The organism is Pseudomonas sp. G(2018) (assembly GCF_005502415.1).
Lineage (GTDB): Bacteria > Pseudomonadota > Gammaproteobacteria > Pseudomonadales > Pseudomonadaceae > Aquipseudomonas.
Genome location: NZ_SCOO01000001.1, coordinates 62,080 through 77,556 on the forward strand (window position 1 = coordinate 62,080; position 15,477 = coordinate 77,556).

Annotated in this window: 10 protein-coding genes; 8 read left to right on the forward strand and 2 right to left on the reverse strand. The window is 57.5% G+C overall.

All coding sequences use genetic code 11. The annotated features are described in order from the left end of the window. Window positions 1-39 precede the first annotated feature (39 nt). A complete protein-coding gene (locus FFS64_RS00315) occupies window positions 40-1,038 on the reverse strand; it encodes a class I SAM-dependent methyltransferase (protein ID WP_137803756.1) in 999 nt (332 codons plus the stop codon). Window positions 1,039-1,072: 34 nt separating this feature from the next. Continuing rightward, window positions 1,073-2,038 (reverse strand): 2-hydroxyacid dehydrogenase, encoded by a 966-nt coding sequence (locus FFS64_RS00320; protein ID WP_137803757.1) that lies wholly within the window; start codon window positions 2,036-2,038, stop codon window positions 1,073-1,075. A 91-nt stretch (window positions 2,039-2,129) separates the two neighbouring features. Here FFS64_RS00320 and FFS64_RS00325 point away from each other — a divergent pair, with 91 nt between their 5' ends. The 8 genes from FFS64_RS00325 to FFS64_RS00365 all read left to right on the forward strand — a co-directional run bounded on the left by FFS64_RS00325 (window position 2,130) and on the right by FFS64_RS00365 (window position 15,264). Continuing rightward, on the forward strand, window positions 2,130-2,759 hold the full coding sequence (locus FFS64_RS00325) for a LysE family translocator (RefSeq protein ID WP_137803758.1): 630 nt from the start codon (window positions 2,130-2,132) through the stop codon (window positions 2,757-2,759). A 151-nt stretch (window positions 2,760-2,910) separates the two neighbouring features. Beyond that, window positions 2,911-4,593, forward strand: a complete 1,683-nt coding sequence (locus tag FFS64_RS00330) for a fatty acid--CoA ligase (RefSeq protein WP_137803759.1) — start codon at window positions 2,911-2,913, stop codon at window positions 4,591-4,593. Between the two features lie 338 nt (window positions 4,594-4,931). Next, window positions 4,932-6,818, forward strand: a complete 1,887-nt coding sequence (locus FFS64_RS00335; protein WP_137803760.1) for a DUF1302 domain-containing protein — start codon at window positions 4,932-4,934, stop codon at window positions 6,816-6,818. A 28-nt stretch (window positions 6,819-6,846) separates the two neighbouring features. After that, complete coding sequence (locus FFS64_RS00340) at window positions 6,847-8,211, forward strand: DUF1329 domain-containing protein (protein WP_137803761.1); 1,365 nt, start codon at window positions 6,847-6,849, stop codon at window positions 8,209-8,211. Between the two features lie 291 nt (window positions 8,212-8,502). After that, window positions 8,503-11,241: a LuxR C-terminal-related transcriptional regulator gene (locus tag FFS64_RS00345; RefSeq protein WP_137803762.1), complete on the forward strand. Its 2,739-nt coding sequence runs from the start codon at window positions 8,503-8,505 to the stop codon at window positions 11,239-11,241. Between the two features lie 915 nt (window positions 11,242-12,156). After that, complete coding sequence (trfA, locus tag FFS64_RS00355; protein WP_137803764.1) at window positions 12,157-13,014, forward strand: plasmid replication initiator TrfA; 858 nt, start codon at window positions 12,157-12,159, stop codon at window positions 13,012-13,014. Between the two features lie 385 nt (window positions 13,015-13,399). Further along, the gene (locus tag FFS64_RS00360) at window positions 13,400-14,683 is read left to right on the forward strand and encodes an AAA family ATPase (RefSeq protein ID WP_137803765.1); all 1,284 of its coding nucleotides are present in this window, start codon (window positions 13,400-13,402) and stop codon (window positions 14,681-14,683) included. Further along, the gene (locus tag FFS64_RS00365; protein WP_137803766.1) at window positions 14,680-15,264 is read left to right on the forward strand and encodes a hypothetical protein; all 585 of its coding nucleotides are present in this window, start codon (window positions 14,680-14,682) and stop codon (window positions 15,262-15,264) included. Before FFS64_RS00360 ends, FFS64_RS00365 begins: the two co-directional genes overlap by 4 nt. Window positions 15,265-15,477 lie beyond the last annotated feature (213 nt).

Consider the following 15,477-nt stretch of genomic DNA (forward strand, 5'->3'; position numbering starts at 1 on the left):
ATTCTGCCTAGGCAAATCCGATTGGGCAAGTACAAAATTTTACCCGCGTTTGGCCCGATAGATTCGAAAGCCCTGTCCTTCAGCCTTGATCGCGCACACGCCCAAATGCTCTTCGATCAAAGGTTGATACTTCAGGAAACTGTTGGCCACCAAGCGCAGTTCGCCACCGTTTTTCAGATGTTTGGCCGCTTTTCGCAGCAAATTCTCGGTTGCGTAATAGTCCGTGTGGACCCCGACATGGAACGGTGGATTGCTCAAAATCGCATTCAATCCCATCGGTGCCGCGTCAATGCCATCGCCAGTGATGACTTCGGCTTCCAGACCGTTGGCAGCCAGGGTCAGACGGCTGCTGGCGGCGGCAAACGCGTCGACATCCAGCAACGTCACCTGGTTATGTGGATAGCGACGTTTTACCGCAGCCCCCAACACCCCGGCACCGCAACCGAAGTCCAGTAAATGGCCGCTCGGCAGTTTGTCCAGGTGCTCCAGCAACAGCGCGCTGCCGCGATCCAGCCGACCATGGCTGAAAACCCCCGGCAGGCTGATGACTTTGAGCGGGCCTTCGGCCAGCGGCAGTTCGTATTCCTGGGCCAGGCTTTCCAGCGGTTTGGCTTGCGGGGCGTTGGTCACGGTGACTTGCCAGAGCTGGCAATGCCGCGCGCTGTCGAGCTTGCGTGGCTTGCCGAAGGGGTTCAGTTGCTTGGCCGCACCTTCGATGCCGCTTTTTTTCTCGCCAACCAGGAACACTTCACGACCTTCCAGGCGTGAAGCCACGGCATTGAGGATGTAGTCGGTCAGATCCTTGGATTTGGGCAGAAACACTACGGCGGATTCGAATTCGAATTCAGGCGCGTTCACACCAAAATCGCTGCGCCCGGCAAAGCGTGCGTCCAGCGCGGCTTGATCGCCGGCATGCCAGCACCAGCCGCGAGCGGCGGGCAGGCGGCCGAGCAAATCATCGGCGGGCAAACCGGCCAGCAACACCGGACCCTGGAATAATTCAGCCTGACGAAGCAGTACTTCACTGCGCGGATCCATAACTGCTCCTGTGGTAAAAAAGTGTCGCAGTTTATCAACTGACGACCCGTAGCGCCTTACCGCTGAAGTATCCCAAGGCGTTTTCGGTCACTTGGCCAACGATTCGCTGCCGCGCTTCGCGACTGCCCCAGGCGTTGTGCGGGGTAACGATCAGTCGTGGGATGTCGTGGGCCAGCAAGGGGTTGCCATTGACCGGTGGCTCGACGCTCAGTACGTCGGTGGCGGCGCCACCCAGATGACCGTTGAGCAAGGCGTCGGCCAGCGCTTGTTCATCGATCAGGCCACCACGGGCGGTGTTGACCACGAACGCGCCGGGCTTCATCGAGGCCAGTTCACGGGCGCCGATGAAGTGTCGGGTGTGTTCGTTGAGTGGGCAGTGCAGGGTCAGCGCGTCGATCTGCGGCAGCAGCTCGTCCAGCGGCAAACGGTCGGAACGGGCAGGGCGCCCCGGGATCTGGCCCAGCAGCACACGCATGCCGAAAGCTTCGGCCAGCCTCGCGACTGCGCCACCGAGTTCACCGTGACCGAGCAATCCGAGGGTTTTGCCTTCCAGCTCGACGATCGGGTAGTCCAGCAGGCAGAACTGCTTCGCCTGTTGCCAGCGACCTTCACCGACGGCTTTCTGATAATCGGCCAGGCGCGTCGCCAGGTTGAGCAGCAGCATGATCGTATGTTGCGCCACAGATGGCGTGCCGTAGCCCTGGCAGTTACACACGGTAATCCCGTGGGCGCGGGCAGCCGCGAGGTCGACGTTGTTGGTGCCGGTGGCGGTGATCAGGATCAGCTTCAGTTCGGGGCTGGCGGCGATGGCGGCAGCGTCGATCAGGATCTTGTTGGTGATGGCGACAGTGGCGCCCTTGAGATGTTCGATCACTTGATCGGGCAAAGTCTGGGCGAACAATTGCAACTCGCTGAAGCACCCACGCAACGGACTGAGGTCGAGATCGCCCAGATCCAGGGATGGGTGGTCGAGGAAAACGGCGCGGCGAATGTTCGTCATCAACTGTACCTTTTGTGCAGTGAACTGAAGGCGTAATCTGCCCAGCCTACCAGATGAAATAAATAGTTACGCTTGGCCTAAAGGAGCCCCCATGTACTGGACCGAGTTCTTGACCGTTGCCCTGATTCACCTGCTGGCCGTGGCCAGCCCCGGCCCGGACTTTGCCGTTGTGGTGCGTGAGAGCGTGACCCACGGACGTCGCGCCGGTACCTGGACGGCGCTGGGCGTGGGCTCGGCGATTTTCCTGCATGTCGGCTATTCGCTGTTGGGGATCGGCCTGATCGTGTCCCAGTCGATCGTGCTGTTCAACGCCTTGAAATGGGCCGCCGCCGCGTACCTGCTGTACATCGGCTTCAAGGCGCTGCGGGCGCAACCGGCCAAGGCCGTGACGGACGACCTGCACAAGGAAATAGGCGAACGCACGGCCCGCGGCGCCTACACGTCGGGTTTCGTGACCAACGGCCTGAATCCGAAAGCCACGCTGTTTTTCCTGTCGTTGTTCACCGTGGTGATCAATCCGCACACACCGCTGACGGTGCAGGCCGGTTACGGTATTTATCTTGCCGCGGCGACGGCGGTCTGGTTCTGCCTGGTGGCGATGTTGTTCAGCCAGCAGCGCGTGCGCGCCGGCTTCGCCCGCATGGGCCACTGGTTCGACCGGACCATGGGCGCGGTGTTGATTGCGATCGGCGTGAAGCTGGCGTTTACCGAGATGCACTGACTGTAACGTTCGACGACTGTCCACAAATGCTGGCGCAACGCTAGCATTTGGGCGGCTCTGCAAATCATTCCTTTGGCTGATTTGGCTGGCGATCAGGGGCACTAAAGTGCTTACTTTCAGCCACGACCGTGCAGTCAGAAAAGGGATTCTTATGTTGCAGACACGCGTTATCCCCCCAGCCGAAGGCGCTTACCAGTATCCGCTGCTGATCAAACGGCTCCTGATGTCCGGTACGCGTTATGAGAAAACCCGTGAGATCGTTTACCGCGACCAGTTGCGCTACAGCTATCCGACCCTGATCGAACGGGTCGCGCGGCTGGCCAACGTGTTGACGGCGGCCGGGGTCAAGCCCGGAGACACCGTGGCGGTCATGGATTGGGACAGTCATCGTTATCTGGAATGCATGTTCGCCATTCCGATGATCGGCGCCGTGATCCACACCATCAACGTGCGCCTGTCGCCGGAGCAGATCCTCTACACCATGAATCACGCCGAGGACCGCTACGTGCTGGTCAACAGCGAGTTCGTAGGCCTGTACAAGGCGATTGCCGGGAACCTGACCACCGTCGAGAAAACCCTGCTGCTGACCGACCTGCCGGAAAAAACAGCTGACCTGCCGAATCTCGTCGGCGAGTATGAGCAACTGCTGGCCGCCGCGAGCCCGCAATATGACTTCCAGGACTTCGACGAAAACTCGGTCGCGACCACGTTCTATACCACCGGCACCACGGGTAATCCCAAGGGCGTGTATTTCACCCATCGGCAACTGGTGCTGCACACCATGGGCGTGTCGACCATCATGGGCGCGATCGACAGCGTGCGCTTGCTGGGCACCAACGATGTGTACATGCCTATCACCCCGATGTTCCACGTACACGCCTGGGGGCTGCCGTATGTAGCGACCATGCTGGGGCTCAAGCAGGTTTATCCCGGCCGTTACGACCCGGAGTTTCTGGTGGAGTTGTGGCGCAAGGAAAAGGTCACCTTCTCCCACTGTGTGCCGACCATCCTGCAAATGGTCCTCAACGCCAAGGCTTCGCAAAGCACCGACTTCGGTGGCTGGAAAATCGTCATCGGCGGCAGTGCGCTCAATCGCGCGTTGTATGACGCGGCCAAGGCCAAAGGCATTCAATTGACCGCGGCGTACGGCATGTCGGAAACCGGGCCGCTGGTATCGTGCGCGCATCTCAACGACGAGTTGATGGCCGGTACCGAAGACGAGCGCACAACTTACCGGATCAAGGCCGGCGTGCCGGGGCCATTGGTCGAGGCGGCGATTGTCGACTCCGAGGGTAACTTCCTCCCTGCCGACGGCGAGACCCAGGGCGAACTGGTGCTGCGTGCGCCGTGGCTCACCGAAGGGTATTTCAACGAACCGCAGAAAGGCGCCGAACTCTGGGCCGGGGGCTGGTTGCACACCGGTGACGTGGCGACGCTGGACAGCATGGGCGTAATCGACATTCGCGACCGGATCAAGGACGTGATCAAGACGGGGGGCGAGTGGATCTCCTCTCTCGACCTCGAAGACCTGATCAGTCGTCACCCGGCGGTACGCGAAGTAGCAGTGGTGGGGATCGCCGATCCACAGTGGGGCGAGCGACCGTTTGCTTTGCTGGTGTTGCGTGAAGGCCATCAAGTCGGGGCCCGGGAACTCAAGGAACACCTCAAGCCGTTCGTGGAACTGGGGCACTTGAGCAAGTGGGCTATCCCCAGCCAGATCGCCCTTGTTACTGAAATTCCCAAGACCAGTGTCGGCAAGCTCGACAAGAAAAAAATTCGTGTCGACATCATCGAATGGCAGGCCACCAACAGCACCTTCCTTTCGACACTTTGAGCCTCCTCTGGCGTGCCCGAAAAGGCACGCCAGCCCCACCAAGCAAGCGCTTGGCTTGTCAAATCCGAATTTTCAGCCATCCTTGCCGTGCCGACGGGTGTCGGTCTGGCGAAAGGACTGTTCCAGAGTGGCTGGCGGGTGCAAATCACACTTTAGAGGGATCAAGCACTACTACCTGCTGGCTATAGTCCGCTCAAGGATTTTTAAGAACGGAGCAAACGCACAAACCGGGGCGATGCAACTTTGGAATGACTTTGGGATGCCATGGCTCCCTGTCATCCAAGCGTTTTTAAAAGTGCTCACTGCCATAACAATAAAATGCACATGGAGTAGCGTCGATGACATCAGTAAACCAGTTCTGGCGCCGGGCTAAACTGCCTCTGGCCGTCAGCCTTGCCTCTACGCTCGCCGGGCCTGCATTCGGCGTCAGCTTCAACGTTGGTGAAATCGAAGGTCAGTTCGACTCATCCCTGTCGATCGGTGCCAGTTGGTCTACTGAGAGCGCCAACAAGAACCTTATCGGCGTCAACAACGGCGGCCGCGGCCTGTCCCAGACTTCCGACGACGGTCACTTGAACTTCGAGAGTGGTAAAACCTTCTCGAAAATCTTCAAGGGCATCCATGACCTTGAGTTGAAATACGGTGACACCGGCGTTTTCGTCCGTGGCAAATACTGGTACGACTTCGAACTCAAGGATGAAAGCCGTCCGTTCAAGGACATCAGCGACAGCAACCGCAAGGAAGGCGCCAAATCCGCCGGCGGCCAGATCCTCGACGCCTTCGTCTACCACAACTACTCCATCGCCGATCAGCCGGGTTCCGTGCGTCTGGGCAAGCAGGTGGTGAGCTGGGGTGAAAGTACTTTCATCGGCAGCGGCATCAACTCGATCAACCCGATCGACGTTTCCGCGTTCCGTCGTCCAGGTGCCGAGATCAAGGAAGGCCTGATCCCGGTCAACATGTTCTATGTGTCCCAGAGCCTCACCGACAATCTTTCGGCCGACGCTTTCTACCAGATCGAGTGGGACCAGACCGTCGTCGACAACTGCGGCACATTCTTCTCGCAGCCCGACATCATTGCCGACGGTTGCGATAACAACCTGCGCGTGCTGAACAAGCGCTCGACCATTCCGGCCGCCGCCCTGCCGACACTGACCCGGCTGGGCGTCGATGTCGACAACGAAGGTGTGCTGGTACGCCGTGGTCCGGACCGCGATGCACGGGACAGCGGCCAGTGGGGTGCATCCCTCAAGTACATGTTCGACCCGCTGGACACCGAATTCGGTGCCTATTTCATGAACTATCACAGCCGCGCGCCGATCTTCAGCGCCACCGGTGCTCCGGCGTCGACCTTTGCCGGTGTAGCAGCCTTGCCGGCGCAATTACGCGCTCTGGCGCCACTGATCGTCGCGGGTAACTCGAGCTACTTCGTCGAGTATCCGGAAGACATCCGCCTCTACGGCTTGAGCTTCTCCACCACCCTGCCTACCGGTACGGCGTGGAGCGGTGAGATCAGCTACCGTCCGAACGCGCCGGTGCAGCTCAACTCCACCGACATTCTGTTCGCCGGCGTACGTCCATTGGGCGGCGCACTGGCCAACGCTTCGCTGCTTTCAGCCCCACCAGGCTCGGACCTGCACGGCTATCGCCGCAAGGAAGTCACCCAGTTCCAGACCACCCTGACGCACTTCTTCGATCAGGTCATGGGCGCCAGCCGTCTGACCCTGGTGGGCGAAGTGGGCGTAACCCACGTCGGCGGCCTGGAAAGCACCTCCGACGTCCGTTATGGCCGTGATCCGGTCTACGGTCCTGGTGAGTTGCCGACCACCGGCGGCGCCAACACTTGCGTGGCGCTCAACCAGAGCACCATCAACGGTGCCGGTCCGGGTACTCCGACCAACAACCTCAGCCGCAATTGCAACAACGAAGGCTTCACCACGGCGACTTCGTGGGGCTATCGCGGTCGTGCGATCTGGGAATACAACGACGTCTTCGCCGGTGTGAACCTCAAGCCGAACGTGGCCTGGTCCCACGACGTGGAAGGTTACTCGCCTGGTCCTGGCGGCAACTTCGAGGAAGGTCGCAAAGCGGTCAGCCTGGGTGTCGACGCCGAGTACCAGAACACCTACACCGCAAGCCTGGCATACACCAACTTCTTCGACGGCAAGTACACCACCGTGGATGACCGCGACTTCGTTGCGCTCAGCTTCGGCGTGAACTTCTAAGCACCGTATTTTCAGGACGAGTACACACATGAAAATAACAAAGAGTCTGTTCCACGCCGGTGTCCTGGGGCTTTCCCTGCTGGCGACCAGCGTAATGGCAGCGGTTCCGGCGGCCGAAGCGGACAAATTGGGCAAGAGCCTGACCCCGATGGGGGCTGAGGCGGCGGGTAACGCCGACGGTTCGATCCCGGCCTGGAAACCGATGCCGAAAAATGCCGGCACCGTCGACAGCAAGGGCTTCCTGTCCGATCCGTACGCCAGCGAAAAACCGTTGTTCACCATCACCGCGCAGAACGTTGACCAGTACAAGACCAAGCTCGCTCCGGGGCAGTACGCGATGTTCAAGCGTTACCCGGAAACCTACAAGATGCCGGTCTACCCGTCCCATCGCGGTGCTACCGTGCCGGATGACGTGTTCGCCTCCATCAAGAAGAACGCCACCAACACGGAGCTGGTCTCCGGCGGTAACGGGCTGAAAAACTTTGAAACCGCGGTACCGTTCCCGATTCCGAAAAGCGGCGTCGAAGTGATCTGGAACCACATCACCCGCTATCGCGGCGGTAGCGTGACTCGTCTGGTGACCCAGGCCACGCCGCAGGCGAACGGCTCGTTCAGCCTGGTGTATTTCCAGGACCAGTTCGTGTTCCGTGACAAGATGAAGGATTACGATCCGGCGAACCCGGGCAACATCCTGTTCTACTTCAAGCAGAAAGTGACCGCCCCGGCACGTCTGGCCGGTGGTGTGCTGCTGGTGCACGAGACCCTCGACCAAGTGGCGGAACCGCGTTCGGCGTGGGTCTACAACGCGGGCCAACGTCGCGTGCGTCGTGCGCCACAAGTGTCCTATGACGGCCCGGGTACCGCTGCCGATGGCCTGCGTACCTCCGACAACCTCGACATGTACAACGGTGCACCGGATCGTTACGACTGGAAGCTCGAAGGCAAGAAAGAGATGTACATCGCTTCCGATGCCTACAAGCTCGATGATCCGAAGCTCAAGTACGGCGACATCATCAAGGCCGGCCACATCAACCAGGATCTGGCTCGCTACGAGCTGCGCCGGGTCTGGCATGTGGTGGCAACCTTGAAGGAAGGTCAGCGCCACATTTACGCCAAGCGTGACTTCTACATCGATGAAGATACCTGGCAGGCAGCGGTGATCGACCACTACGACGGTCGTAATCAACTCTGGCGTGTGGCGGAAGCTCATGCCCAGAACTATTACAACGTCCAGGTACCGTGGTACACCCTGGAGGCTCTGTACGACCTGCAATCGGGCCGTTACCTGGCACTGGGCATGAAGAACGAAGAGAAGTCGGCATATGACTTCGGCTTCACCGCCGCCACTGCGGACTTCACGCCGAACGCCCTGCGCCAGGATGGTATTCGCTAAGCCATAGCAACCCGAGGCCGCATCCTCCTGAAACGCCCCGACTGGTTCGGGGCGTTTTTTTTGGATTCTTTTTGTAGAAGCGAGCTTGCTCGCGAAAAGCTCGAAAGCGCCGTGGGCTGCCAGAGTCCACGCGTAATCGTTGACGCCCATCGAGAGCAAGCTCGCTCCTGCAGTTGAGGTTCGTAGACTTTTTGTAGCCATTTGTAGCAATTACCTTCATTCCCTTCTCGTTTACCGCTAGTCTGCGGACATCTGCAACGCCGCCACCCGCATTTCAAACAAGAGCCGGCCATGACTGATCTGTCCCCCCCACCAGGTCCTGCAAGCGTCGCTGTCGCCGCGCTGGACGGGCGCTTTTTCCGACCGCCATTGCCCGACGGCCATGTGCTGCGGCCGCGACTGTGCGAGCGTCTGAGTGCGGGGCTCGGCGGCAGGCTGCTGCTGGTCAGCGCACCGGCGGGGTTCGGCAAGAGTTCATTGGCGGTGGAGTTCTGCCAGGCGCTACCGGCGCATTGGCAAAGCCTCTGGCTGGGGTTGAGCCCGCGGGACAGCGACCCGGGTCGATTCCTTGAGCGATTGCTCGAAGGCCTTCAAGATTATTATCCGCAACTGGGCAGGCAGTCCCTCGGACTGTTGAAAATGCGTCAGCGCCATCAGCCGTTTGCCTTCGAAGAATGGCTGGACGGCTTGCTCGACGAGCTGGCCGTGCATCTGTCGACGGCGACGCCGCTGTTGCTGGTGCTCGATGACTATCATCTGGCCCAGGGCCCGGTTCTTGATCGCTGCCTGCAGTTCTTCCTCAACCACCTTCCCGATGGCCTGCTGGTGATGGTCACCAGCCGTCAGCGTCCCGACTGGCATCTGGCACGGCTGCGCCTGTCGCGGCAACTGCTGGAGCTGCATGAACAAGACCTGCGCCTGACCCACGATGAAGCCTTGAGCCTGCTCGATCGACACAGCAGCTCCTTGCGCGGTGAGGCGTTGGAGAACCTGATTCAACGTAGCGAGGGCTGGGTGGCGGGATTGCGCTTCTGGCTGCTGGCGGCATCGGAAGCAGGCACGCAAGGCGCATTGCCCCAGGCGCTTCACGGTGGTGAAGGCCTGATCCGCGACTACCTGCTTGAAGAGGTGATCGATTGCCTGCCGGCCGAGGTGCAGGCGTTTCTCTACGATACGGCGCCTCAGGAGCGCTTCTGCAGCGAATTGTGCGATGCCGTACGTGACGCCCATGACAGTGCCGAAATCCTGCGCTTTCTGGCGGCCCATCAAGTGTTTCTGGTGCCGCTGGACGAGCATGGCCACTGGTATCGCTACCACCATCTGTTTTCGGATCTGCTGCGCTCGCGGCCTGTCGCCCAGTCGATGGTGCCGGCTGCCAGTCTGCACCTGCGCGCCTGTCGCTGGTTCAATGCCCAGGGGCTGCTCGATGAAGCGGTAGAGCAGGCGTTGCGCGCCGGGCATCTGGACGTTGCGGCGAACCTGGTGCAAAACCTCTCGGAAGAACAACTGCTGGCCGAGCAAAATGTCGGCATGTTGCTGCGCTGGAAAATGGACTTGCCCGACAGCCTGCTGATCAGTACACCACGACTGATCGTGCTCTACAGCTGGGCGTTGGGGCTGGCTTGTCAGCTGGACGCCGCCGAGGAACTGGCCAGCCATTTGAGCCGCTTCCTGCCGGCCCCGTCCGCCACCGCGCAGAAGTCGATGCTGGCGCAATGGCTGGCCTTGAGCGGGATCATTGCTCGTGGCCGCGGTAACCGTGAACTCACGCTGCGTTATTGCACCGAAGCGCTGGAGAGCCTGCCGTGCAAGCGTTACGGCCAGCGGCTGATGTGCCTTTCGACCCTGTCCAACCTGGCCATTGCCGACGGTGACTTGTGGCGCGCGCGCGGGTTGAACCGTGATTCGCTGGAGCTGGCGCAACGGGTCGGCAACCCATTGTTCGAAGCGCTGGCCCACTACGACCGCGCACGCGTGCTGCAAGCACGGGGGGAAATCCTGCGCTCGCTGGATGAAGTCCGACAGGGACTGCAACGCCTGCAGGGTCTGTCACCGCAACGACTCTACGCCGTACGCGCACGGCTGACGTTGTACGAAGGTTTTCTGCTGGCGCTGCGCATGCAACCGCAAGCGGCGCGGGTGCGCTTGCAGACGGGCTTGAGCGAGGCGCGAGCCTGTCGTGACATCAGCGTATTGATCGGTCATTGCGTCATCGCCCGGCTTGAAGGCAGTTGTGGCGAATTCGCCAAGGCCTTTGCCGAGCTGGGTGAAGCCGAACGACTGATGCATATCTGGGACGTGCCGCCGATTTACTATCTGGCGATGATCACCTTGGTCAAATGTGAACTCTGGCTGGCCCAGGGGCGCATCGATCTTGCGCAAGCCTGGCTGGCGCGACTGGGGCAAACCTATAACGGTGGACACCCGGCAGCACCGCCGGAATTCCACCCGCAACTCCCCCTGCACATCGAGCTGCAACAGGCATTGCTGGAACTCATTCAGGGGCAGCCGATGCTCGCCGAGGGGCGTTTGAACGCGTTGCTCGAACAGGGTCAGCAATCCGGCCGACAGCTGCTCAGTGCGATGGCGCTGACGCAGAAAGTCTCGTTGTTGCTGGGTAGCGGGCGCGAACCCGAGGCGCGCAAGGCACTGAACCAAGCGCTGGACGCCGCTGCAGGCGGCGTTCTGCAACCGTTTGACAAACTATTGGCCGAGCATTCGGACTGGCTTCGCGGACAACTGCAAAGCTGTGCGCAGACGACCTTGTCTCAGGACCTTGCAGAAAAACTGCCTGCATTGGCTACCAGACCTACCTTGGAGTCCGCTCCCGCCACCGAGCAACTCAGTACTCGTGAATTGGCTGTCCTGCGCCTGATTGCCCAAGGCTGCTCGAACCAGGAAATCAGTGATCAGCTGTTTATCTCATTGCACACGGTCAAGACCCATGCCAGCCATATCAACAGCAAACTGGGCGTTGAACGACGCACGCAGGCGGTGGCGCGGGCCAAAGAGTTGGGGGTGTTGGGTTAAGGAATTTTCACGTTACACGGCACAACAAATCGCTGGATACTCATTTGTGCGAAAATCGCTCGTCCCCCGTTTATCGAGCAGGCCCCGATGTCTCAGCAACCTTCCCTGATCCGCGAAACCTTCCCCGTCGGCCCTTTGCAGTGCAACTGCAATCATTGCTAGCTTCGTGAGTCTTTGATTCTTAAGGAATTATCTTGTTTTTTCTTTTAGATCAACTGGTTACATCATTGCAGATTGATGCATGATTGAGCGAGATTTTGCACTGTGATGCATTACAGGTGTGCCAAATTTGTGCCGTAAAGTGGACTCCTAATAGCCTAGCAATACGTTGTGATATCCGAAGCCAAGTGACCGAATGAGGCGTTGAGGTGCGGGTGTATGAGACTTGGTTGCAGAGGTCGCTTGTGCTCCACACCAGCCTGTGACACCAGAACGTCGTAACCGGTCTAGACGTTGATCGTATGTTTGTGACGATAACTTTCCAGTAAGCGCAGCGACAAAATGATCGGCGTGACCGGTAAGAAATCTCTGAAAACCTAACCGTGAGCTCTGTGCAGCATTGCAAGAACCTGTTGGCATTCACAAACCATTGCAGTCTTGAGCACGAGTGTGCTCAGGCTGATTAGAGTGCCAGCCCATGCAAGCCTTGCTCACCGTCGATCAGCTGTCCGCTTTTATACAAAAATCCGTCGCAAGCATCCGTAGCGACGTTACCCGTAATCCTCAAGCCCTGCCGCCGATCTGCCGTCTCCCAGGCACCAAGCGTTTGCTATGGCGTGTACAGGACGTGGAGGCGTGGCTGGCTGTGCATGTTATCGACGGTGAGCTTGCAACGTCTGGGATGGAGCACCAGCGTGCTCGGCCAGGGCGGCCTACTAAAGCTGCGCAAATTGCTCAGCAGCGCCGCTCTGCAAAATGAGTTCCCGGGTTTCTCCTCTTGACCGGTTGGAACAATTACGAAAGTCCGCCCCACCAAGGCCTGCTGTAGCACTTTCACCTACCACCTTGTTTCTGCCCGGCTTAAGTGAGATTAGTCGCGCAATGCCGAATCATATTGCCCGCTCCAGTTTGTTTGCGCCGGTGGCTCGTGGACGCAAGAAGATGCACAAGGAAATGGTATTGGCCAGCCGAAAGGACGCTGTTCTGACTTTTTGGGGCGAACAGCTAGATGAGACACAGGCCGATGTTTGGATGCAGGTGATGCACGAAGCAATCAAAGCTCCTCTAGGTGATGCTGTGCCAATCAATCGTTCACGCCTGCTGCAAGCCATAGACAGGGACACTGGGAATTATGAGTACAAGTGGTTGCACCGTACGATGAAGGCGTTGAACTTTGCCATGCTGATCGTAGAGGTGACCAAGGAGGGTAGGCCGAAGCTTGAAATCGGCAGAACTGAGCCATTCCGTCTGATTGACAAGTTTATTTACGACCCGGAGCGAGAGAGTTACATCGTCCGTATCGATCCCATATGGCGTTTTCTTTACCGCAATCGCGAGTACGCGTTAATCGATTGGAAGAAGCGTCTGCGTATTCGCAAAGGTCAAGATATGGCCAAAGCAATGCAACGTCTCGTCGCGACTTCGAATGAGACTGTACAGCGCTTCCAGCTTGCTTGGTTGAAGGACCACTTCCAGTATTTCAGTCCATTGCGCAAATTCAGGATTTCACTAGCTGCTGCGATGCAGGAGTTGGAACGCGTCGAGGTTATCGCGGCCGGAAGAATCGAGCTCAGCACAAAAGGGGTGGAGCAGGCAGTATGGACGCGCCTTTAACAACCTGGTTGACCTATCGGGTGGGTAATTACATCGTGCTTACCCTCCTGATTTGCATAGCTACCGACCAGTCAATTACATTCGTGCTGACCAACCGTTTGCATTCAGCTGACCGGCACACTCAGTAGTGACGACCCGCAGAGAAGGACCCTAAGCGGACGTCGGCCATTTTCGATGCAGGCTAGTGATCCATACCCCACATACGCTACGGCTGTGGGCACTATCAGCTTGCTCGCCGCGTATCGACAACAGTAGTCGACCACGCTGAGCAGCTTCGGTTGAGTTTGTTTTCTCCAAAGATTGTGACCGTTTCGGGATCTATCGTAGATGAGTAGATTTTTTCGCATTAGACTCCCTCCCTATCTATCACTCCGAGACCAGACGAATGCTGAAGTCCTTGCACCTGAAGGGAGTTGGTCCGGCCAACGAGCTAGGTCCCATACAATTTTCTGAACGACTCAATTTTATTACTGGCGATAACGGCCTAGGAAAAAGCTTCATCTTGGATACCGCTTGGTGGGTGTTAACTCGAACCTGGGCGAGAGACTCTGTTGCAACCCCTCGCGAGTCATTCAAAACACCAAGCATTAGCTTCGAATACAGCAAAGTCACGGCTGGAAATAAACATGGCGAGATATTTTTTAAGAACGGTCTCTGGCCACAACCAAAAGCGAGACCTGCAATCCCTGGCGTAGTTATTTATGCTGGTGTCGATGGGAGCTTTTCCGCATGGGACCCTGCCAGGAACTACTGGAGCAGCGCTGAGGAAGAACAAGAAGAGAAGATCCGGGCATTCAACTTTACACCAAATGAAGTTTGGCACGGCGCAACGTCTGAGAAAGGTACAAACATCTGCAATGGGCTAATTGCTGATTGGGTGCGCTGGCAACAAATAGCGCCAGATAGTACATTTAAAGAGTTGACTAAAGCGCTTGATGCCCTATCACCTTCAGGATTAGAGAAGCTTGAGCCAGGACCTCCTAGATACCTTGGGGCGATTGATGAGACCTTATACCCAACCCTTAGAATGCCGTACGGCGAAGATGTTCCTTTAACGCATGCTTCAGCAGGTATGCGCCGCATTGCCGCTCTAGCCTATTTAATTGTATGGACCTGGAGCGGACATCAGCGAGCGTGCAAAATCAGAGGAATAAAACCTGCAAAAGAAATAATCTTTCTTATTGACGAAATTGAATGTCACCTTCATCCGCAATGGCAAAGGCGAATTGTCCCGGCGCTTTTAAACGTCATGAAAGTAATGACCCGAGAAAAAGTTTCGGTTCAATTAATCGTTGCAACACACTCCCCCTTGGTGCTCGCGTCGGTAGAACCAGAATTTGACGAATCAAAAGACTCTGTATTCCACATTCGTTTGAGCGATGGACAGGCACTGATAGAGCCAGAAATTTGGGCAAAGCAAGGTGACGTTGTCAACTGGCTAGTATCTGATACTTTTGGGATGCAACAAGCACGATCCGTCGAGGCTGAGCGTGCGATTGAAGCTGCTGAGGCATGGATGCGCGGAGAACTCACAGATCTACCTGATAAATTAAATACAGGACGTAAAATTCACAACGAACTTATTCGTGTTCTACCTGGCGGGGACCATTTCTGGCCGCGCTGGATTGTTTGGACAGAGAAACATAAAACCAAAGGATCGGTAAAATGATCCCTGTCCCTAACCCTATCGAGGAGCCAAAAAATTTTGATGATCGATGCCGAAAAGCTGGAGCGGCTTGGCTAAAGGAGAATCCTAACTGCGAGCGCCCGACGGATAAGTGGACACCTTTTCGCCATGCATTAGCCGACGGTTTTTCGAACCGTTGTGCCTTTGGAGCAATGTACATTCCTAGCGGCACCGTTGATCATTTCGTCAGTTGGAAAGAAGACAAATCTCTAGCGTATGAGTGGGCAAACTTTCGATATGTCGAAGGGTGGGTAAATTCCTCTAAAAACAAAAAGGAAGCCTCTCTATTTTTAGACCCCTTCGTAGTGGGTGAAGGATGGTTCGAAATTCTACTTCCATCGATGCAGCTTGTGGCTACTGATCTAATTCCCGATGGGTTTAAAGAACTGGCAAAAAGCACCTTGGATAACCTTCCAATCCGTGACGATGAGCGAACACTCCGAGTCCGCCGAGAGTGGTACAGGATGTATGAGGAGAAGGAACTTACCCTCGAAGGACTGAGAAAAAAGGCCCCTCTTATCGCTGCAGCTGTCGAGAAAAAGAACGCCCAAGATGGTAGCTAATCCTCGCCAATCCATTTGAGTACTTGGGCTACTAGTCTTGGGGGTGTCGCTCCCCCAATTACGAATGCCTTCTGAAAGCTACTCAGAGGTATTATCTAACTCGTATCCGCCTGCTACCTCGCAGTACGATAAAGGGGGCAGAAATATTGTCCACTCTGGACTGTCCGCTTCTGGCCTTTGTTGCCTGTCGCGACTGGCAGAAAACGACCCCAT

Excerpts from the sequence above, each read along its gene's own strand:
- FFS64_RS00315 (WP_137803756.1), bottom strand. The coding sequence starts at position 1,038 with ATGGATCCGCGCAGTGAAGTACTGCTTCGTCAGGCTGAATTATTCCAG.
- FFS64_RS00325 (WP_137803758.1), top strand. The coding sequence starts at position 2,130 with ATGTACTGGACCGAGTTCTTGACCGTTGCCCTGATTCACCTGCTGGCC.
- FFS64_RS00320 (WP_137803757.1), bottom strand. The coding sequence starts at position 2,038 with ATGACGAACATTCGCCGCGCCGTTTTCCTCGACCACCCATCCCTGGAT.
- FFS64_RS00335 (WP_137803760.1), top strand. The coding sequence starts at position 4,932 with ATGACATCAGTAAACCAGTTCTGGCGCCGGGCTAAACTGCCTCTGGCC.
- FFS64_RS00330 (WP_137803759.1), top strand. The coding sequence starts at position 2,911 with ATGTTGCAGACACGCGTTATCCCCCCAGCCGAAGGCGCTTACCAGTAT.
- FFS64_RS00360 (WP_137803765.1), top strand. The coding sequence starts at position 13,400 with ATGCTGAAGTCCTTGCACCTGAAGGGAGTTGGTCCGGCCAACGAGCTA.
- FFS64_RS00365 (WP_137803766.1), top strand. The coding sequence starts at position 14,680 with ATGATCCCTGTCCCTAACCCTATCGAGGAGCCAAAAAATTTTGATGAT.
- trfA (WP_137803764.1), top strand. The coding sequence starts at position 12,157 with ATGAGTTCCCGGGTTTCTCCTCTTGACCGGTTGGAACAATTACGAAAG.
- FFS64_RS00340 (WP_137803761.1), top strand. The coding sequence starts at position 6,847 with ATGAAAATAACAAAGAGTCTGTTCCACGCCGGTGTCCTGGGGCTTTCC.
- FFS64_RS00345 (WP_137803762.1), top strand. The coding sequence starts at position 8,503 with ATGACTGATCTGTCCCCCCCACCAGGTCCTGCAAGCGTCGCTGTCGCC.